A 20,045-nucleotide genomic window follows, 5' to 3' on the forward strand; every position below is an offset into this window, starting at 1 on the left:
GTCCTAAGCTGGACTAGGGGGAAAACCGCCGGAAACGGCCTCGACGAGCGAGGGGAGCAGGGTCCATGGGACTAGCGAGCGCGCTGCTTTCGTTCGCGCACAGCCTGTTCGGGCCAGGGATCTGGCCTGGGGACTGGGTGTGGGCGACGAGCACCGCGGGAGCGCTGGTCGCGCTGCTGCCCGCACTGGGAGCGATGATCGTCGCGATCATCCGCAAAGGCACCGGCAACCGCTACGACGTGGTGACCCTGTCCGTCTTCGGCGGGATCGGCGTCGTCGCCGTCTTCCTCCTGCCGTGGCTGCTGGCCACCGGGGTTTCGCAGACGTACCAGGAGGCCGCGTCCAAGTCGGGCGGTCAATCCGGCTTCTCCAGCAGTGATCTGGCGACCTACAACGCCGACTACAGCCCGCTGATCGGCAAGCAGAGCGAATACCTCGGCCGCGGCCAGAACGTGTACGAGGTCCTGTTCTACCCGAACGGGATGCAGCTCAGTTACATCTTCTACCTGATCCTGCTGGTCGGGCTGCCCGCGCTGTCGCTGCTGTTCGTGATGCTGCAGGCGCGTACCGCGTTCCGCCGCGGCCCGAAGTGGCCTTCGCGGTTCTTCTGGATCCCGTTCGTGCTGATGGTGCTGGCGAGTGTCGGCATGGGCGCGAACACGGCCGTGCACTTCTGGCTTGGGTTCTTGCCGTTCAGCGTGCTGGGCCTGATCCCGGTCGCGCTCGTCGGTCCGCCGCCGTGGTCGGTGATCAACCGGCCCGACCCGCAGCCCCGGCAGAAGGTGGAGCCGTACCGCCCGGAGCCGCCCGCCCCGAAGCCGCAACCGCAGCTGCCGCCCCCGCCCGCCAAGCAGTACCCGGCGACCGCGCTGGCGCAGGCGCCCGAACCACCCGCGCTGGCCGCGGCCCCGGGCCCGATCCCGCCTCCGCCGGGTTCCCGTAACTCCGGCGGCAGCCGCTACAAGCGCGTCCGGCGGCTCGGCCACGGTGGCTTCGGCACCGTTTGGGAAGCGGTCGACACGCAGCTCAACCGCACGGTCGCGCTGAAGATCGCGCACGCGCCGGACCGGGACACCGAGGAACGGATGCAGCGCGAGGCCCGTGCGCTGGCCGTGGTGAACCACCCCAACTGCGTCAAGGTGTACGACCTCGTCGAGGAACCCGACGGGCTCGCGCTGGTGATGGAGTACCTCGAAGGACGCTCGCTGGCCGAGATCGTCGACTCGCAGGGCCCGCTCGACGACATCGCCGCCGGGCGGCTCTGGTCGACCATGGCCGGCGCGCTCGCGGCGGCGCACGAGAAGGGTGTGCTGCACCGGGACCTGAAGCCGTCGAACATCATCCTCGACCGCAACGGGCTCGCCCATCTGATCGACTTCGGCATCGCCCGCAGTCAGGGCGATTCGAAGATGACCGCGACCGGGATGATGATCGGCACGCCGGACTTCGTCGCCCCCGAGCAGGCGATGGGCTCGCCGGCCAGTCCGGCGTCGGACGCCTGGCAGCTCGCCGCGACGGTGAGCTACGCGCTCTCGGGTCAGCCGCCGCGCGGCACCCGGGAGACCCCGATGGCCGCGCTGATGGCCGCGGCCCGCGCCGAACCGGTGTCGAAGCTGCCGAACCGCAGCGCCCACGCCCGGATCCTCATCGCGTCGCTCGACCAGGAGCCACGCCGCCGCCCGACGCTCACCGCCGTGCGGCGCGACGTCGAAGGCTGGCTCGCCCGGGCCGGGAAGTCGCCGGACGGCCCGGTGACGCAGATCGTGACGCGTCGCCCTCCGCAGCAGCAGCCGCAGCCCCGCCAGCAGCCGCAGCCTCAGCGTCACCCGCGCTGACCTGCGAAAAGGGAGCAAGGGACCTTTGCTACCACTTGTCTCGACATCGAGATAAGGGGTAGCAAAGGTCCCTTGCTCTCCCTCAGTCGACGATGACCCAGGTCCCGCCTCGCCAGGCCATGGTGAACGTCTTGGGCTGAGCCGCCATCATCGCGATCTGCGGAGCGATCGCACCCGGCGGGACGACGACCTTGTCCGGCCCCTTGCTCTGCAGTTTCGCCCGATCCACGCGGGTGGCCTTCAGCTTCTTCACGTCGTCGGCCGAGAGCATCCCGAACTGCATCGGGGTGAGCTGGCGGCATTCCTTCATCCCACCGTCGAACGCCGGCCCGGTGATCCGGCAGACGGTTTCGAGGTCCTTGTCGCCCAGCGCGTGGTGGTACTCCTCCATCACGCTCGCGGCGCCGTCCGGGGTGTGCGCGACGGTGCCACCGGCGGCGGGTGTGGTGGCCTCGGAGACGGTCGCCGCGGTCGCCGAAGGCCTCGAAGCGCTGGCTTGTGTCGTGCTGGTGGCAGGCGCTTCGGAAGTGCTCGGAACGGCCGAGGTCTGCGGCGACGCCGTTCCCGGCGTCTGCTCTTCGCACCCCGCGATCAAGAACAACGCCGCGGCCGCACAGGCCGCTCCGAGCGGTCGGATCGTCATGATGCCCCCTGTAGAGCTGCTGTTGACCAGCGAAGAGTAACAACTCGGGGGCAAGTGTCACACTTGAATCGGGAAAATCACGAGGTTGCTCGACCGATCGCGGTCACTTCCAGGACGGAAGCCACAATTCGGCGTTCCAATGCTCGTTCGTGATCGCGTTGCCGTTCAGGATCGGCCACAACCAGGCGAAGTTGGCCACGACGAGCCCCACGTAGAGGGCGACGACGAGCAGGCCGGTGCCCCGCCGCTCGAATCCGCGTTTCGCGCTGCCGAGGATCTGCCCGAGGACCAGCGTCAACCCGAGTACCAGGAACGGCGCCAGCGGCGTCGCGTAGAAGTAGTACATCTGGCGGTCGAGGTTGGTGAACCACGGCAGGTACCCGGCGAGGTAGCCGACGAGCACGGCGGCGTAGCGCCAGTCCGCGCGGAAGACCGAGCGCCACACGCTCCAGCCGAGCATCGGCAGCGCCAGCCACCACATCGCCGGCGTCCCGATCAGCATCGTCGCCCGCACACAGGTCGACTCGCCGCAGCCGGTCGCGTCGGTGCCGCCCGCGTACGCGTACAGCATCGGCCGCAGCCCCATCGGCCAGGTCCACGGCTTCGACTCCCACGGATGCGGTTTGTCCTTGGGCGTCACCAGGTTCGCGTGGAAGTCGAGCACGTTCATCGAGTAATCGCCGAGCGACCGCAACGCGGGCGGCACCCAGGCCCAGAAACCCGGATCGATTTCCTTGATCGCCACATAGTTGCGGTCGGTCGCGGTCTCGCTCGCGAACCAGGCCCAGTAGCAGGCGAAGTACACCAGGATCGGGATGACGACGATCGCCCACAGCGCGGGCAGCACGTCGCGGCGCAGCGTGCCGACCCAAGGCCGCTGCACCCCGGCGGCCCGGCGCGCGGCGACGTCGAAGAAGACGGTGAGCAGGCCGAACGCGGCGATGTAGTAGAGCGCCGACCATTTGACCCCGAAGGTCAGCCCGATCATCAGGCCGCCGGCGAACCGCCACCAGCGGAAACCCAGCTTCGGGCCGAACCGGGATTCGTCGATCCAGCCTTCGCGGACGGCCACGGCGAGCCGTCGCCGCACCTGGTCGCGGTCGCACAGCACACAGGCGAATGCGGCGAGGACGAACAACGCGATGAAGATGTCGAGCATGCCCATGCGTGACTGCAGGTGCAGGACGCCGTCGCTGATCACCAGGATCCCGGCGACCGCGCCGAGCAGCGTCGACCGCGTGAGCCGCCGGGCGATCCGGATGGTGAGCAACACGATCAGCGTGCCCGCCAGCGCCGGCATGATCCGCCAGCCCCAGGCGTTGTAGCCGAACAGCCACTCACCGATCGCGATGAGATGCTTCGCCAACGGCGGGTGGACGATGAGTTCGTAGCCGTAGTTGTCCTCGTAACCGCCGTTGCGCAGCATCTGCCACGCCTGCGGGACGTAGTGCTTCTCGTCGAAGACAGGGGTGCCCTTGTCCGTGGGCGTCCCCAGGTTCTGGATCCGGACGATGCCGCCGATGAGCGTCAGCACCAGCGTGACGATCCAGCCGCGCAGGCGGTCCGTCGGCATGCCGCGGCCGAGGAGGGTGGCCTCCCGGTCGTTCGGTGGCCTGAGCGCGTCGACCGGGTCCGGCCGCACGCTCTCGTTGTCGCGGGTCAGCAGTGCGGTCACGGGGCATGATCCTACGGGCGGAAGAGTGAACTCGGTGTCCGGATCTGCGAACCGGTTAACCTTCGGGAATGACCGAAGGACGCCTCGTGCTGGCAGCCACCCCGCTCGGAGACGTCCGTGACGCTTCGCCGCGCCTGTCCGAAGCCCTCGCGACGGCCGACGTGATCGCCGCCGAAGACACCCGGCGCCTGCGCTCACTCACCGCGGCCCTCGATGTTTCGCCGGTCGGACGCGTCGTCAGCTTCTACGAGGACGTCGAGACCGCCCGTCTGCCGAAACTGCTCGAATCGCTGCAAGCGGGCGAGACGGTGCTCCTGGTGACCGACGCGGGGATGCCGAGCGTCTCGGATCCCGGATTCCGTCTGGTGGCGGCCTGTGTCGAGGCGGACGTGCCGGTGACCTGCCTGCCCGGCCCGTCCGCGGTGACCACGGCGCTCGCGCTGTCCGGCCTGCCCTGTGACCGTTTCTGTTTCGAAGGTTTTGCCCCGCGCAAGCCCGGTGAACGCGCGAAATGGCTCGGTTCGTTGAAGGACGAGCCCCGTACGGCGGTGTTCTTCGAATCCCCGCATCGCCTCGCGAGCACGCTCGCCGACGCCGCCGACGTCCTGGGTTCCGAGCGTCGTGCCGCCGTCTGCCGCGAACTGACCAAAACCTACGAAGAGGTCAAGCGCGGCACTCTGCCGGATTTGGCCGCTTGGGCCGCCGAAGGGGTCAAGGGCGAGATCACCGTCGTTCTGGCGGGTGCGCCGCCGCGTTCGGTGAGCGTCGAGGACCTGGTCTCCGAGGTCTCGTCGCGGGTCTCGGGAGGTGAACGCCTCAAATCCGCCGCCGCCGAGGTCGCCGAAGCGGCCGGAGTGTCGAAGAAGGAGCTCTACGACGCTGTTCTCGCTTCCCGCAAGCGCTAGGACAGCAAGGCCGTCACGGCCGCGTGCGCCTTCCCGGCGTCGGGTTCGTCGCCGGTGATGACATCGGTGTAGATGAAGGACTCGCCGATCCGCACCAGCAGGTAAGCCAGGTCTTCGATCGGCAGCGGGGGAGTGAGCCGCCCGGCCTCGACCTCTTCGTCCAGGAACTCGCGCATCTTCGCGATCGCGCGACTCTGCACCACGCTGGCCTTCGTCGTCAGGATTCGCAACGCCCGCTCGGGCTCGTTGCGCAGGAACTCCCGGAACGGCTTCGAGCCGTTCACGGTCCGGACGAAGGTGCCAACGAGTTCCGCGATCCCTTCCGCGCCGCGCCCGAGCTTGCCGGAAGACCGCGCTTCGAAGACCTCCACGGTCATCGACCACAGGATTTCGCCGAGTAGCTGATCCCGGCCGCCGACCCAGCGGTGCAACGTCGCCCGGCTGATCCCGAGCTCGCTCGCCAGTTCGCCCATGTCCACCCGGCGCCCCTCCAGAAAGCGGTCGCGCGCGATCGTGAACGCGCGCAGGGCGTCCGGGCGCGGCGAGGTCAGCTGGCGTTCGAGTGCGGTTTCGATGCGTGAAACATATCACGCGGTGTCTCATGCATGAGACATATGCAAGAATGTCTCATCTCGACGAGGAGGATGCGGATGCGCGCAGTACAGGTGACCGAGTTCGGCGGACCCGAGGTGCTCAACCTCGTCGACCTGCCCGATCCCGTCCCCGGCCCAGGTCAGCGGCTGGTCGAGGTCGACCGGATCGGCATCAACTACGCCGACACGCATCAGGCCGAGAACTCGTACCTCGCGCCGAGCAAGCTCCCGCTCGTCCCCGGCGGCGAGGTCGTCGGCCGCACCGCCGACGGCAAGCGGATCGTCGCGCTGCTCAACGGCGGTGGCGGTTATGCCGAGCGCGCGGTGGCCGACGACGTCACCAGCTACGACGTTCCCGACGGCGTCGACGATCTGACCGCGCTTTCCTTCATCGTCCAGGGCACCACGGCCTCGCTTCTGCTGCGCAAGAGCGCCCACCTCGAACCGGGCGAAACCGTCGTCGTGCACGCGGCCGCGGGCGGGGTCGGCTCCATCGCCGTGCAGCTCGCGAAGGCTTGGGGAGCGAGCCGGGTCATCGCGACCGCCAGCAGCGACGAAAAGCGCGCCCTCGCCCTCGAACTGGGCGCCGACGTCGCCATCGATTCTCGGGCCGAGAACATGACCGACGCGCTCCGCGAGGCGAACGGCGGCAAACGCGTCGACATCGTGCTCGACATGACCGGCGGCCCGGTCACGGACCAGAGCATCGCGGCCCTCGCGCCGTTCGGCCGCCTCGCGTTCTACGGAATGGCCAGCCGGGAGAACCCGAAGCCGATCGAAGCCCGAAACCTCCTCGGGCACAGCACCGCCGTGGCCGGGATGTGGCTGCCGCACGCGTTCAAGCTTCCCGGAAACGTCTTCGGCCGCGCGCTCGACGAGCTTTTCGAGTTGGCTCTTGCCGGCCGGGTTCGCGCCGTCGCCGGTGGCGAGTACGCGCTGTCCGACGCTCGCGCCGCCCACGAGGCCCTGCGCTCGCGCGGCACGATGGGCAAGCTGCTGCTGGACCCCACCAAGTAGTCAGCCGAGCAGGCGCTCCAGCGGAGCGGATTTGTGCAGGCATTCCTGCCATTCCGCGTCGCTGTCGGAGTCGGCGGTGATCCCGCCGCCGACTCCGAGCGCGATCGTGTCTTCGTGGATTTCGAAGGTTCTGATCGCGACGTTCAGTTCCAGCCCGGCGATCGGCGAAGCGAGGCCGATCGCGCCGGTGTAGACGCCGCGCGCTGTGGGCTCCAGCTCGGCGATGAGGTCCAGCGCGCGGATCTTCGGCGCGCCCGTCACCGAACCCGGCGGGAATGTGGCCGCGAGCAGGGCGGCGTCGTCGATCCCGTCGGCGAGCGATCCCTCCACAGTGGACTCCAGATGCCAGACCCCCGGCGCGGGCCGGACCGCGAGCAGTTCGGGGACACGCACACTGCCGGTGGCGCACACCCGGCCGAGATCGTTGCGGACGAGATCGGTGATCATCACGTTCTCGGCGACGTCCTTGGTGGATTCCCGAAGCCGCCGCGCGAGGTGTTCGTCAGCGGCGTTCCGCCGCGGCAGGGTTCCCTTGATCGGCGTCGACCGGACAGTTCGCCCATGCCTGGCAAGGAAAAGCTCAGGCGAGAACGAGACGACGGAGCCCCAGTCCCCGGCGAGGAACGCCGCGCGGCGGGCTCCCAGGCGACGCACGCCTTCGGCGAACAACGCGATCGGATCGCCGGTGAACCTTCCGCCGAAGCGGGCGCAGATGTTCGCCTGGAAAAGCTCGCCGGCCTCGATCGCGTGCACGCACGCCTTCACGGCGTCGTAGTGTTCCGAAGGAAGCGGCCGTGACAACGGGCCGGAACTCCAAGTCGTCGCCTCGGGAAGCCGGGTGAGCGCGGATTCCACCGCGGACACTTCGTCGACCGGATCCGGATCGCCATCGGGAATCAGGGCTTCGAACCACCAGGTTCCGTCCGCGTCCAGCCGGAGAATCCGGTCGACCCAGCCCCACGCGGCCGGGGGGAGCGATCCGGAACGGCCCGAAGGATCGGTCAGGTCGTAGCTCAGGTAACCGAACCAGCCGCCCCCGACCGCACCGGGCACCGCGCCACGGACGTCAGGCATCCGAGAGGGGATCGAGAACGCTTCGGACACGTCATGGACCGGAGTCAGCGAAGCGTTCAGCGCGATGACCGCGCGCGAAGAGAACCACTCGCCGCAAAGCGCGGCGGGCGGTGCGAGCCCGAGCTTCTCGGCACGCGCGCCGAGGACCGCCAGTGCCCGTTCGGGCCCGACGTCGGTCCGCAGCTTCCGGCACATCAACCGCACGCGACATTGTCGCCGTTCGAGTGGCCGGAAAAGCAACCCGCCGCTGTCGGAAAGTGAGATCCGCGACCACATGGTGACGTCGTGCGCATCCTCCGTCACGCAGCGGAAATTACAAGAGCACGTCGGTCAGTTTGAAGGGATAGACCACCGCGTCCTGCGCGATCGGTCCGTCCACACCGGGCAGTCCGGCGCCGAAACCGTGCTGATGCAATCCCAGCCGCGAGTGGAACCAGCCCGGCCTTCCCGGGATTTCGTTGTGCCTGACCAGCCACAACACCACTTCGCTGTCCGCCCATTTGTCCGGCCGCAACCGGTTCGTCCAGCAGTCGAGCCCCGCGTACACGAGGACGCGTTCGACGCGCGCCGCCTGCCTGACGTGTTTGATCCACGCTTTGATGAACCGGTCGTCGACGCTGGGTGCCTCCACTTCGAGCGCGGGCGCGAGCGAACCGGGCGCGAAGGCGCCGAGCGCGCTCGCCGTCCGTACGAAATGCTCGGCTTGGTCGTGGACGGCACCAGGACGTGCGTAGTGCCGCGCGCCGGTGTGGATGCCGACGTGTTGCGCGCCGGCCAGATTGCGTTCCGCCGCGGCGTCCCGCCAGTTGGTGTTCTCGGTGACGGTGACCGACGCGAACCGGATGTCGGCGCCGCGCACCGCCGCCCAGTCCGTCACCGTCTCACGGTGGGACAGGGTGACGCCGTGCTCGCCTTCCGGATCTATCAAACCCACCCGCCTCGAATTCCGCCCCAGTACGACCGAAAGGTCACCTTACGTCCGCGGAGCGGCCGCAAGGTGACCTTTCGGTACAGCGTGTCTCAGGCGTTTTCGCGTTGGAACGTCCGCGAGCCCCACCAGATGGCCAGGACGGCCATGACCAGCACCACGACGCTCCCGGTGAACAGCGCGTCCATCGAGAAGTCGCCACGGAAACTGTTCCGCTCGACATCCACCACGTGCCGGAACGGATTGATGCGGGAAATCGTGTACAGCCAATCCGGCGCCGAGCCCGCGGTGATCGGGATCAGGATTCCGGAAAGCAGCAGCAGTGGCATGAGAACCGCGTTGAGCAAAGCCGGGAAGGCGTCTTCGCTCTTGAGGGTCAGCGCCAGCGCGTACGAGCACGACGCCAGCGTGACCGACAGAAGGAAGACGATCACCAGGCTGAGCACCACGCCGCTGAACGGTGCGTTCAGGTCGAAGACCAGATACGCCAGAGCGATGATGAGCAAGGCCTGGACGACGGTCTGCAACGCGTTGGCGAGCACCTTGCCCAGCAACAAGGCCACCCGGCTCACCGGGGTGACCCGCAGGCGTTCGACCACGCCCGACCGGTATTCCGCGAGGAGCCCGAACCCGACGAACGAACTGCCGAACAACGCGAGCTGCGCGATGATCGCCGGGGTGAAGATCATCCATCCGTCCACATCGGACAGCCCCTGCGCGTTGAGCGCCTTCACCAGGAGCGGCCCGAAGAAGAACAGATAGAGGAGCGGCTGCATGATGCCGATGGCGAGCCACGTCGGGTTGCGCAACGCCGCGAGCATGTCACGGCGGAAGATCAACCAGGTGTCATGCAACATGCGTGGTCTCCTTCTCCTCGGCGGGGCCGGTCGGCGCGCCCTCTTCGGCGTCGCGCAGGCTCCGGCCCGTCAGGGTCAGGAACACGTCGTCGAGCGTCGGCCGGTGCACCTGCATGGACGTCATCGCGATGCCACGCGCGTCGAGCGCCCGCAGCAGTTCGGGCATCGCGGTGTCCCCGCGCGGCACCCGGAAACGCACTGCGCCGTCGGTGACCGTCATTTCGTGAGCCCCTTCGAGGCGGCCCGCGACCTCCGCGGTCTCCTCCGCCGACTCCGGTGAGACGCCGATGACGACACTGTCGCCGGAAACCCTCGCTTTCAAGGAGTCCGGCGTGCCTTCGGCGACGATCTTTCCGTCATCGATGACGATCAGCCGGTCCGAGAGCGCGTCGGCCTCGTCGAGGTAGTGCGTGGTCAGGAAGACCGTGACGCCCTGCTCGTCGCGCAGCCTGCGGATGTGGTCCCACAGGTTCGCCCGGCTCTGCGGGTCGAGTCCCGTCGACGGTTCGTCGAGGAAGACGAGCCCGGGCGAGTGGATCAGCCCGAGCGCGATGTCGAGCCGGCGGCGCTGTCCACCCGACAGCGTCGCGGTCGTCCGCTGGTCGAGCCCGGCCAGGTCCAGCTGCTCGGCGAGAACGGCCCCACGAGCGAGCGCGTCCTCCTTGCTCATCCGGTACAGCCTGCCCTGGAACTCGATCTCCTCGACGACCTTGCTCGCCGGCGCGGTGCCGCCGCCCTGTGCGACGTAACCGATTCGCCGGCGCACCCCCAGCGGGTCGGCGAGCAGGTCGCAGCCGCCGACCGTCGCCTCACCGGCGGTGGGCTTGAGCAGCGTCGTCAGCATGCGCAGGGTCGTGGTCTTCCCCGCGCCGTTCGGTCCGAGGAAGCCGACCAGTTCCCCGGCCGACACGTCGAGATCGACGCCCTTGACGGCGTGGACCTCGCCCCCATTGCGGCCCTTGCGGCGGAACCGCCGCTCAAGGCCGCGTGCCTTGATCATGTCTACTCCTTTCGGTGCCCGGCTAGTCAAGTTTGACTAGTGGCTGGACGCACTGTGCCCTAGGAGTCGTTCCGTAGTCAAATTTGATTACTTGGGCGGCGCGCCGAACACGGCCTCGTCGTCCGCACCTTCGCCCGCCATGACGTACTCACCGGCTTCCAGACGGCCGATCAGATCCCTCATCCAGCTCACGTTCGCTTCCGCGTGCACGCTCCACAGGCGGTACAGCTCGCTCACGTGGGGAGGTTTTCCCAGATCGACGGCGTGTTCACGGGCGTAATGAGTCGATTGGGCGTGTGCTTCCATGTTCGCCAGCTGTTGTTTCAGCAGGGCCAGCACCTGCGCGCGGGGCAGCGTCGGCATGAACGTTACGGCCGCGGACAGCGAGTACCCCGTGGCGTCGTCGCTCGACAGCGCCCTGCCGAGTTGCACGAGGAACTCGGTTTCCCCGTCTTCGGTCAGCCTGTACGCGATCCTGTCGGGCCCACCGCCCGCTTCGGCATCCTCGACCTGTTCCAGAAGGCCTTCGGTGGTCATCTTCTTCAGCGCGTGATAGATCGAACCCGGCTGGACGTTGCCCCACTTGTCGGCCGCCCACGAGAGAAGCTCGCGCCGGACCTGGTAGCCGTGCGCCTTGCCGTACATGCGCACGACACCCAGCACCAGCAGACGCGTGGCGGACACCGAGGCCTCCGATCCTCTCCCGGACAACAATGCCTTAGACGACGTCCGTAGGCTAAACAAGCATGAGCACCCCAGTGTTGACTGCGGTGGCCTGGCCCTACGCCAACGGCCCCCGCCACATCGGCCACGTGTCCGGATTCGGCGTCCCGTCCGACGTCTTCTCCCGCTACCAGCGAATGGCCGGCAACCGGGTGCTCATGGTGTCCGGTACCGACGAACACGGCACCCCGATCACCGTCCAGGCCGACAAAGAAGGCATGACCTCCCAGCAGACGGCCGACAAGTACACCCGCCAGATCGGTCAGGACCTGCAAGGGCTCGGCCTCACCTACGACCTGTTCACCCGCACCACCACGGGTAACCACGCCGAGGTCACGCAGCAGATCTTCCTCGCGCTGCACCGCAACGGCTACGTCGTCCCCAAGACGACCCGGGGCGCGATCAGCCCCTCGACCGGCCGCACCCTGCCCGACCGCTACATCGAGGGCACCTGCCCGATCTGCGGCTACGACGGCGCGCGCGGTGACCAGTGCGACAACTGCGGCAATCAGCTCGACGCGGCCGAGCTGATCAACCCGAAGTCCCGGATCAACGGTGAAACGCCGAAGTTCGTCGAGACCGAGCACTATTTCCTCGACCTCTCCGCGTTCGTCGAGACCCTGGGCAAATGGCTGTCCAGCAAGACCGACTGGCGTCCGAACGTCCTCAACTTCACCAAGAACCTGATCGACGACATGCGGCCGCGGCCGATCACCCGCGATCTCGACTGGGGCGTGAAGATCCCGCTGGACGGTTGGCGCGACCAGCCGATGAAGCGCTTCTACGTCTGGTTCGACGCGGTCATCGGCTACTTCTCGGCGAGTGTGGAGTGGGCGCGCCGGACCGGGAACCCGGACGCCTGGCAGGAGTGGTGGAGCAACCCGGAGGCCCGCTCCTACTACTTCATGGGCAAGGACAACATCACCTTCCACGCCCAGATCTGGCCCGCCCTGCTCTTCGGCCACAACGGTGAGGGCGACCGAGGCGGCGTGCCCGGCAAGTACGGCAAGCTGCACCTGCCCGACGAGATCGTTTCCAGCGAGTTCCTCACGATGAGCGGCTCGAAGTTCTCGACCTCGCGCGGCACGGTCATCTACGTGCACGACTTCCTGCGCGACTTCGGCCCGGACACGCTGCGGTACTTCATCTCCGTCGCCGGCCCCGAGACCCAGGACACCGACTTCACCTGGGACGAATTCGTCCGCCGGACCAACTTCGAGCTGGCCAACGAATGGGGCAACCTCGTCAACAGGTCCATTTCGATGGCGCACAAGAACGTCGGAGCCATCCCGCGTCCCGACGCCCCCACGGCCGCCGACGAGGAGCTCAAGGAGCTCTCTCGCAAGGCGTTCGACACCGCCGGAGCCCACCTGCAGCGGTCTCGGTTCAAGGCGGCGGCGAGCGAGGCCATGCGCGTCGTCACCGCGGCCAACCGGTACCTCTCGGACCAGGAGCCGTGGAAGCTCAAGGACGACCCCGCGCGGCGCGACAGTGTTCTGCACACCGCCCTGCAGGTCGTCTCCGACGCCAACACGCTGCTGACCCCCTTCCTGCCGCACTCGGCGCAGAAGGTGCACGAGGCCCTCGGTGGCACCGGCGTCTGGGCGGCCCAGCCCGAGCTTCAGGAAGTCGAGGACCTCGACATCCCCGGCCGGATTAACCCCATCATCACCGGGGACTACAAGGCCGAGCAGGCGCGCTGGAAGTCCGTGCCCATCGAGGTGGGCAAGCCTCTGGAGAAGCCGACCCCGCTGTTCGCCAAGCTGGACCCGGAGCTCGGCGAGACCGGTCCCGAATGGGCGCCGATCTCGAAATGAGCAACTGATGGGTGCGGAGAAGAAGGAACTGCCGCCGATCCCGGACAGGTTGCCGGTTTCGGTGGTGGACGCGCACACCCACCTCGACGCGTGCGGCGCGGTCACCGCGGCTGATGTGACAGCCATGGTCGACCGCGCCGAGCGCGCCGGCGTGTCGCGGGTGATCACCGTCGCGGACGATCTCGCGGCCGCTCGCTGGGCCGCGCAAGCGTCCACTTGGGACCCGCGGGTGTGGGCCGCCGTCGCGATCCATCCCACGCGTACCAAGGAATTCGGCGAAGCCGAGAAATCCGAAGTGGAGAGTCTCGCGAAAGAGTCCAGAGTGGTCGCGGTCGGCGAGACCGGTCTCGATTACTACTGGGACTATTCACCCCACGACGCCCAGCAGGACGCTTTCCGGTGGCACATCGATCTCGCCAAGCGCATCGGCAAGCCGCTGATGATCCATGATCGAGACGCTCACGACGACGTTCTCCGGATCCTCGAGGAAGAGGGAGCGCCCGAGCAGGTCGTCTTCCACTGTTTCTCCGGGGACGAGCACGTCGCGCGCCGCTGTGTCGACGCGGGATACGTGCTGTCCTTCGCCGGGACGGTCAGCTTCCGCAACGCCCGAGGGCTCCATGAGGCCGCACGGATCGTTCCGGCGGACCAGTACCTCGTCGAAACGGACGCTCCCTTCCTGACCCCGCATCCGTTCCGTGGGCGGCCGAACGAGCCCTACTGCGCCGCCTACACGGTTCGGCACCTCGCCACCCTCAGGGGCGAGGCGGTGCACGAGGTGGCCGAATCGGTGCGAAAGACCGCTGAGCGGGTCTTCCGTTTGCCGACAGTCACCGCGGGTTGAACGGATTGCGACATTAGTGATCAGCAATGGTCCACTCTGATGAGTGACCAACGTCACGACACTCCGGGCGGTGTTTGCGCAACCCGGCGAGGTTCGTTACTGTCCCGTGATCGTGCCGGTCGGTACCCGCTCATGCGGTTTCCGGCTGTTACGCCCACAGTCACGTCAGTGCACGTCGGGGAAGCGGAACCAGGAGCGGTACGGCCTGGAACCGTGACGATGGCGCTGGCTGCGGGTGTCGGACTTCTAGAGGTGTGCCGAAGAGCGCATCGAGACGAAGGACGTAGTGGAGCGGTTGTCGAGCTCCTCGACGTCTTGGGAAAGGGAACGACCCAGTGACTGGTAGCAGTAGGCAGGATGGCTCGCGCCTCGGCGCAGAGACGAACACCTTCGCTTCCGCCGGCTCGGTCGCCGTGCTCGACCGCGACACCCACTACGGCGAGCTCGACTACTCCGACGATCCGCGCATCACGCACCAGGACGTCCTGGCCGCGCTCGGACCCGACGCCGACGCCCTGATGGCCGAGATCGACGTCGACGTCGACGAGCTGATCCGCCTCATCAGCGCCGAGACCACCATGCTCCCGCCGATCGTCATTCCGGACGAGGTGGCCGAGGACCGCACCGCGGGCGCGCCGATGAAGGTCGCGACCAAGGACGAGGTCATCTCGAACTCGACCCGCGTCTGGAAGAAGCGGTTCCTCAAGGGGACCGTCATGGCGGTGCTGCTCACCCTCGGCGGTGGGGGCGCGGCAGCGATGGCGATGAACAAGAGCGTCACGCTCGACGTCGACGGCAAGCAGCAGACCGTCCACAGCTTCGGCGACACCGTCGGCGAGGTCCTCGAAGACGCCGGTCTCTCGGTCGGCGCGCACGACTCGCTCTCGCCCTCGCCTCAGGCCGAGGTGGGCGACGGCGGCGTCATCAAGCTGGAGCGCGGCCGCAAGCTGAACCTGATCGTCGACGGCGCGCCGCAGCAGGAGTCCTGGGTCCGCGCGACCAACCTCGGCGAAGCGTTGAACCAGCTCGGTCGCGCCGACCTCGCCAAGGCCGGCACCTGGACCTCGCTCCCGCAGAACGGTGAGCTGCCGCTCGAGGGCGCCACCGTCGAGGTCAAGACCCTCAAGAACGTCACGGTCTACGACGGCGCGAACGAACCGCGCAAGGTTCAGACCAACTCGGTGACCACCCAGGAATTTCTCGGTGAGCTCCGGATGACCCTCGGCCCGGACGACGAGGCCGTCGGCGGTCTCGACGTCAAGCTGGTCGACGGCGCCGAGGTCCACATCAGCCGGACCGGCGTCACCATGGTCAAGCAGAACGAGGAAATCGCTCCGCCCGAGCAGAAGGTCGACGACCCGGAGCTCGAAAAGGGCAAGACCAAGGTCGAGGACCCGGGCACCCCGGGCCAGAAGACCGTGACCTACAAGGTCACCAAGCGCAACGGCAAAGAGGTCGGCCGCGAGAAGGTCTCGGAAGAGGTCATCACCGAGGCCAAGCCCAAGATCGTCAAGGTCGGTACCAAGAAGCCCGCCGATCCGGTCATCGGAGACGCCGGAGCCTGGGACCGCATCGCCCAGTGCGAGTCGACCGGCAACTGGGCCGCCAACACCGGCAACGGCTACTACGGTGGCCTGCAGTTCAACAAGAGCACCTGGGACGCCTACGGTGGCGAGCAGTACGCCGCCTACCCGCACCAGGCCAGCAAGGCCCAGCAGATCGCTGTCGCCGAGAAGGTCCGCGACGCGCGTGGTGGCTACAGCGCTTGGCCGCACTGCGGCAAGAAGGCCTGACGCCAGATCGTCCTCCTTTCCTGAAGGTCACCATGTGGGTTCGCCCGCACGGTGGCCTTCAGGCCGTTAGAGGCTTCTGCGGCTGTGTCGGATTCCCGGATCTAGGTTTCGACAGTCGTGCCCACCATCGAGGGGGACGTAGGTGGGCGACATTCCGGGGTCCTCCGGCTGCGGTGGCCGCTTGTACGCCTTCGTCACCGCGGTGGCGGCCCTGTGGCGGCATCTGGGTGGGCTTAGGGGGACTCGCTGGTTCCTCGCTGGGCTGTGCGGGCTGAGGCTCCTCAGCGGCCCGCTCCGCGGCCTGCCGGGGCGCGGGGATGTCCGGGCCGGCCTCCGCGAGATCGACGATCTCCGCGAACGCGTCGCCGCGTCTCTCCGCCGGTGCACGGTCGTCGGCTACTTCGCCGGGAGCCGGATACGTACGCGGCACCAAGAGCGCGTTCAGGCGGGCGCCTGTCTCGGGGTCGAGGTTCCCGCGCATGTCCCACCGGCCGGTCCGTTTCTGGCGCAACCAGAATTCGCTTCGTTGACGTTTCGGCTCGGGATCGTCTTTGGGCTTCCCATCCGGATCGTGCCGTGCGAGCAGGTCGGTACCCGCCATGGTGACGTCGCGCGGTCTTGCGACAGCCGCGAGTTCGACCAGGCCCTTTTCGGCGTCAAGCCGCTCGTCCGCCTCTAGGTGGTCCGGCAGCCTCTTCATGACGGTGACGATCCGGTCGATACCCGCCTCGGCCAACGCGCCGGTGCTGGCCGACTCGCCGGTCAACGGCGCGACGGGGTCGATCGACGTGCCGTCGCGCGCCCGTCTCGAATTGAGCGCGAGCGCTCTGCTTGCCACTTTCTGAGCCTCTGCTCGAGGCACTCGAGCCACATGCTCGTAGAAGGCGGCGATCGAGTTGTATCCGTAGAGGTCTCGGACCCCACGTGCCTCGATCTCGGCCAGGATCTGGCCGACTTCGGCGAACAGACGTCGCCCTTCGCGTAGCCGTGTCTGCAACTCGTCGAGGAGCAGTTCGGCGTCGCCTTCCGGCAGGTTGAGCGGGAAGGCCTTGGGAGTATTTGTGCTGGTCATCCCTCGATTGTCGAGGCAGATTCGAACGAATGCACGGTATCGATCGGGTGGATGATCATTACGCTCCGGCTGCGCTGACCTGCGCCGATCACACGGGAGTGGGATACGTGTCAGTTCGAAAACGCCATTCGGATGGTGGGGGGCGGGATCACGGCTCGGCGCTCAACTGGTTCATCCGGTCCCACTCCTCCCGGAGCACCCCATAGACGACGGCGTCATGCACGCCTCCGGACCAGCGTCGAGCGCGTCGGAACCGGCCTTCCTCGACGAATCCCAGCCGCTGCCCGACGGCGATCATCCCCAGGTTCCCCGAGAATGTGGCGAAGTCCAGGCGGAGCGTGTCGGTGCGAGCGAACAAATAGGTCGTCCACAGGCGTAAGGCCTCAGTGCCGTACCCGCCGCCCCAGTACCGCTCGTCGTAGATCACCAAGCCCATCCGCCGCCAGTCGGTCTGCCTGCTTTCCCAGTACCAGCTGACCCTGCCGATCAAGCCGCCGTCCTTCAGATCGCATACGGCGAGGCTGGTGCGGGGATCGGAGGGCTCGGCCGTGGGCGTGGTGAGTTCGCGGGCCGTCGAGTCGGCCGCTGCCGCGCTCGGGGTGCCGAAGTAGGGCCCGTTCGTTTCGTGCCAGGGCCGCGTGGGATCGAGTAGGTCGCGAAGCGGTCGAAGGTCACTCGGCGTCCAGTCGCGCAGCCGGACTTTCTCGCCTTCGAGTACGACGTCGTCCACCGGCCAATAGTGGCCCACCGGGGCTGGTTACGATCGTCGGGTGACTGAACTGCTCGGTCCTGCGGAGATCAGGGCGCTGGCGGCCGAGCTGGACGTACGTCCGACCAAGAAGCTCGGCCAGAACTTCGTGCACGATCCCAACACGGTGCGCCGCATCGTCGACCTCTCGGGGGTCGGCGAAGGCGACGTCGTGTTGGAGGTCGGGCCAGGCCTCGGCTCCTTGACGCTCGGACTGCTCGCGACCGGCGCCGAGGTCGTCGCGGTCGAAATCGATCCTGTGCTGGCGGGGCGATTGCCGAATACCGCCGCCGAACGGGGCGGAGCCGAACGATTGACGGTCGTCGGCGCGGACGCGTTGCGGATCACGGCGGACGACCTGCCCGCGAGTCCGACGGCGCTCGTCGCGAATTTGCCGTACAACGTCGCGGTTCCGGTCGTGCTGCACCTGCTGGCCGAGCTGCCGTCGCTGACCAGTGGCCTCGTGATGGTCCAGACCGAAGTGGCGGACCGGATGGCGGCCGGTCCGGGGAGCCGGACTTACGGCGTCCCCAGCGTCAAGCTCGCGTGGTACGGAAAGGCGCGCAAGGTCGCCGCGGTGCCTCGCGCGGTGTTCTGGCCCGTTCCGAACGTGGACTCCGCACTGGTCGCTTTCGAGCGGGGTGAGGTGGTCTCGTCCGTGGACCGGGAGCGATTGTTCGCGGTGGTCGACGCCGCCTTCTCCCAGCGGCGGAAGACCTTGCGCGCCGCGTTGGCGTCATGGGCCGGTTCCGCCGAACGCGCGGGGGCGCTGCTCGAGAAGGCGGGTATCGATCCCAAGACGCGCGGTGAGCAGTTGGATGTCCACCAGTTCGCGCGGATCGCCGCGGCCGCGGGTTGACCGCCTGCTCGGGATGTGACCGGCACCGCGCGAACGCCCCTCGGCCCAGGTCAGCACGAGTGCGTAAGTCTTCCTCTCGATCTGTATGAGCCGGCATTGTCTTAGCAGGTAGCACGCCTGGGGCAGGTCGAAGGCGCCTGCCTTTGTCCAATATATGGACAGCTCATCCTGTATGATGGACGCGACCAGACGTGTGATCTGCGCCTACGCGCTTGCTTTCATCCAGTGGGATCGGTTTTACTCAGTGAGCCATCCCGAGCGACTGAGAGACCTGGCTCGCCGAAGTCGCAGCAACCACCCTCCACAGGGCAGGTGCTACAGCCAGGACCGATGGAGGCTGTGCCTAATGAACAGGGTCACCCACCCGCTCCTGCTGACCAGGCGACGTGTCGTCGATGAAGGTCGCCGCACGGTAAGTGCGTGTCAACGCTCCACCGTTACTGCCTGAGTCCTTCTCCCTTACCTCTGAAAACCGTCCGTTTCCGGACGGTCACTCGGTGACGGTCGGCGCGCTCGAAAGAAGCAGCGCCCCATTCGCATGGAGCCTTTCGTGATCACTGTTGAAAACCTGTCCAAATCCTTTCCTCTCAACGGAAATCCCGTCGTCGCGCTGCGCGATGTGAGCGTGGACATCCAGGCGGGCTCGCTGTTCGGAGTCGTCGGCCCGGCCGGTTCCGGCAAGTCGACCCTCGCTCGTTGCATCGGTCTTCAGGAGCGCCCCGACCGCGGCGTCGTCCGCCTCGACGGCCTCAACACCGGGACCCTCGACGGACGCCGCCTGCGCGAGATCCGGCGGCAGGTCGGTGTCGTGAGCACCAAACCGGAATTGCTCGCTGAGCGCACCATCGCCGGCAACATCGCTTCCCCGCTCGAACAGCTCGGTCTCGACGGGCCGCAGCGCCGCAACCGGGTCGGCAACCTGCTCGACCTGGTCGGTCTCACCCCTCGGGCGGGGCAGCGGCCGGGCGACCTGTCCGAAGGGCAGCTGCGTCGAGTCGCCATCGCCAAAGCGCTGGCCGCCGGGCCGTCCGTGCTCTTGGCCGACGACCCGACCGCCGGTGTGCAGTCCGAGGAGACCGGCGCGGTCCTGACCGTGCTCGACCGGGCCCGTGCCGAGCTCGGAGTCACCGTGCTGCTCACCACTCCCGACGCCGGCGTGGTTCGCCGTGTCTGCGATGACGTCGCGGTTCTGGAGGCTGGGGCGGTCATCGAACGCGGGACCGTGCTCGACCTGGTCTCCGACCCGAACAGCCGGACCGCGCAGGCGCTGCTTCCCGCGATCGAGACCGGACGGGCGCAGGCCTCGAAGTACGACCGGGCAGTGGACGTCGTGCTCGTCGGCTTCGCTTCGGTCGGTGCGCTGCTCCCGGAGGCCGCCGGTCGCTTCGACGTCGAACTCGCCACCATCGGCGGCGGCCTGACCCGGATCGGCGACACGCCGGTGGGCCGGTTCCGTCTCGGTGTGCGCGGTGAGCGCGCGGACGCCGCGCTCGCCTGGATCGCCGAACGCGGCGGCCACGTGACCCACCCGGTCCGCGGACCGCAGGGTGTCGCTGCCTGATTCCTCCACGAACGGGCCGCTCAGGACGAAATCCGTCCGGGGCGGCCCGTTCGTGTCCGACTCGTCCTGTTCTCTTTTCTCCTGGTGACAGCGCAAGTGGA

The 20,045-nt window shown here is 67.7% G+C and carries 18 protein-coding genes and 1 riboswitch; of the genes, 8 read left to right on the forward strand and 10 right to left on the reverse strand.

Annotated features, from left to right (window positions below):
- Positions 1-65: 65 nt before the first annotated feature.
- Positions 66-1,835 (forward strand): serine/threonine-protein kinase, encoded by a 1,770-nt coding sequence (locus ED92_RS19155; protein WP_037340593.1) that lies wholly within the window; start codon positions 66-68, stop codon positions 1,833-1,835.
- Between the two features lie 82 nt (positions 1,836-1,917).
- Here ED92_RS19155 and ED92_RS43385 read toward each other — a convergent pair whose 3' ends face one another.
- Positions 1,918-2,478: a hypothetical protein gene (locus ED92_RS43385; RefSeq protein ID WP_235213332.1), complete on the reverse strand. Its 561-nt coding sequence runs from the start codon at positions 2,476-2,478 to the stop codon at positions 1,918-1,920.
- 103 nt (positions 2,479-2,581) lie between these two features.
- Positions 2,582-4,153, reverse strand: coding sequence for a dolichyl-phosphate-mannose--protein mannosyltransferase (locus tag ED92_RS19170; protein WP_037340596.1), 1,572 nt, complete (start codon positions 4,151-4,153; stop codon positions 2,582-2,584).
- Positions 4,154-4,221: 68 nt separating this feature from the next.
- On the opposite strand from ED92_RS19170, the gene rsmI reads away from it, so the two are divergent.
- Positions 4,222-5,058: a 16S rRNA (cytidine(1402)-2'-O)-methyltransferase gene (gene rsmI, locus ED92_RS19175; protein WP_037340598.1), complete on the forward strand. Its 837-nt coding sequence runs from the start codon at positions 4,222-4,224 to the stop codon at positions 5,056-5,058.
- Here the strand turns inward: rsmI and ED92_RS19180 are convergent.
- Positions 5,055-5,531, reverse strand: coding sequence for a QsdR family transcriptional regulator (locus tag ED92_RS19180; RefSeq protein ID WP_235213362.1), 477 nt, complete (start codon positions 5,529-5,531; stop codon positions 5,055-5,057). The two genes, rsmI and ED92_RS19180, sit on opposite strands and share 4 nt — an antisense overlap.
- A gap of 177 nt (positions 5,532-5,708) precedes the next feature.
- Between ED92_RS19180 and ED92_RS19185 the strand changes: the two genes are divergently transcribed.
- On the forward strand, positions 5,709-6,668 hold the full coding sequence (locus ED92_RS19185) for a zinc-binding dehydrogenase (protein WP_037340602.1): 960 nt from the start codon (positions 5,709-5,711) through the stop codon (positions 6,666-6,668).
- Here the strand turns inward: ED92_RS19185 and ED92_RS19190 are convergent, their stop codons facing one another.
- From ED92_RS19190 to ED92_RS19210, 5 genes are all read right to left on the reverse strand, one after another.
- On the reverse strand, positions 6,669-7,946 hold the full coding sequence (locus ED92_RS19190) for an aminodeoxychorismate synthase component I (RefSeq protein ID WP_037342441.1): 1,278 nt from the start codon (positions 7,944-7,946) through the stop codon (positions 6,669-6,671). It abuts the gene before it with no gap.
- Positions 7,947-8,055: 109 nt separating this feature from the next.
- Positions 8,056-8,670 carry a glycoside hydrolase family 25 protein gene (locus tag ED92_RS19195; protein ID WP_037342442.1) on the reverse strand — a complete coding sequence of 205 codons (615 nt, stop codon included), beginning with the start codon at positions 8,668-8,670 and terminating at the stop codon, positions 8,056-8,058.
- 92 nt (positions 8,671-8,762) lie between these two features.
- On the reverse strand, positions 8,763-9,527 hold the full coding sequence (locus ED92_RS19200) for an ABC transporter permease (RefSeq protein WP_037340604.1): 765 nt from the start codon (positions 9,525-9,527) through the stop codon (positions 8,763-8,765).
- Complete coding sequence (locus ED92_RS19205; RefSeq protein ID WP_037340607.1) at positions 9,517-10,527, reverse strand: ATP-binding cassette domain-containing protein; 1,011 nt, start codon at positions 10,525-10,527, stop codon at positions 9,517-9,519. Before ED92_RS19205 ends, ED92_RS19200 begins: the two co-directional genes overlap by 11 nt.
- An 87-nt stretch (positions 10,528-10,614) precedes the next feature.
- Positions 10,615-11,211 (reverse strand): PadR family transcriptional regulator, encoded by a 597-nt coding sequence (locus tag ED92_RS19210; protein ID WP_037340610.1) that lies wholly within the window; start codon positions 11,209-11,211, stop codon positions 10,615-10,617.
- A gap of 62 nt (positions 11,212-11,273) precedes the next feature.
- On the opposite strand from ED92_RS19210, the gene metG reads away from it, so the two are divergent.
- From metG to ED92_RS19225, 3 genes are all read left to right on the forward strand, one after another.
- The gene (gene metG / locus ED92_RS19215; protein WP_081975867.1) at positions 11,274-13,067 is read left to right on the forward strand and encodes a methionine--tRNA ligase; all 1,794 of its coding nucleotides are present in this window, start codon (positions 11,274-11,276) and stop codon (positions 13,065-13,067) included.
- 7 nt (positions 13,068-13,074) lie between these two features.
- On the forward strand, positions 13,075-13,911 hold the full coding sequence (locus tag ED92_RS19220) for a TatD family hydrolase (protein ID WP_037340614.1): 837 nt from the start codon (positions 13,075-13,077) through the stop codon (positions 13,909-13,911).
- A 413-nt stretch (positions 13,912-14,324) separates the two neighbouring features.
- Positions 14,325-15,704, forward strand: coding sequence for a resuscitation-promoting factor (locus ED92_RS19225; RefSeq protein WP_037340616.1), 1,380 nt, complete (start codon positions 14,325-14,327; stop codon positions 15,702-15,704).
- A gap of 58 nt (positions 15,705-15,762) precedes the next feature.
- Here ED92_RS19225 and ED92_RS41975 read toward each other — a convergent pair whose 3' ends face one another.
- Positions 15,763-16,776: a DUF222 domain-containing protein gene (locus ED92_RS41975; protein WP_081975868.1), complete on the reverse strand. Its 1,014-nt coding sequence runs from the start codon at positions 16,774-16,776 to the stop codon at positions 15,763-15,765.
- Positions 16,777-16,924: 148 nt separating this feature from the next.
- Entirely contained in the window at positions 16,925-17,506 is a 582-nt protein-coding gene (locus ED92_RS19235) for a GNAT family N-acetyltransferase (RefSeq protein WP_037340621.1), read from the reverse strand.
- Positions 17,507-17,546: 40 nt separating this feature from the next.
- On the opposite strand from ED92_RS19235, the gene rsmA reads away from it, so the two are divergent.
- Positions 17,547-18,383, forward strand: a complete 837-nt coding sequence (rsmA, locus tag ED92_RS19240; protein ID WP_037340623.1) for a 16S rRNA (adenine(1518)-N(6)/adenine(1519)-N(6))-dimethyltransferase RsmA — start codon at positions 17,547-17,549, stop codon at positions 18,381-18,383.
- 246 nt (positions 18,384-18,629) lie between these two features.
- Positions 18,630-18,720, forward strand: a riboswitch (SAM riboswitch).
- Between the two features lie 213 nt (positions 18,721-18,933).
- The gene (locus tag ED92_RS19245; protein WP_037342443.1) at positions 18,934-19,944 is read left to right on the forward strand and encodes a methionine ABC transporter ATP-binding protein; all 1,011 of its coding nucleotides are present in this window, start codon (positions 18,934-18,936) and stop codon (positions 19,942-19,944) included.
- The last annotated feature ends 101 nt before the right edge of the window (positions 19,945-20,045 follow it).

The organism is Amycolatopsis sp. MJM2582 (assembly GCF_000754115.1).
Classification (GTDB): domain Bacteria; phylum Actinomycetota; class Actinomycetes; order Mycobacteriales; family Pseudonocardiaceae; genus Amycolatopsis; species Amycolatopsis japonica.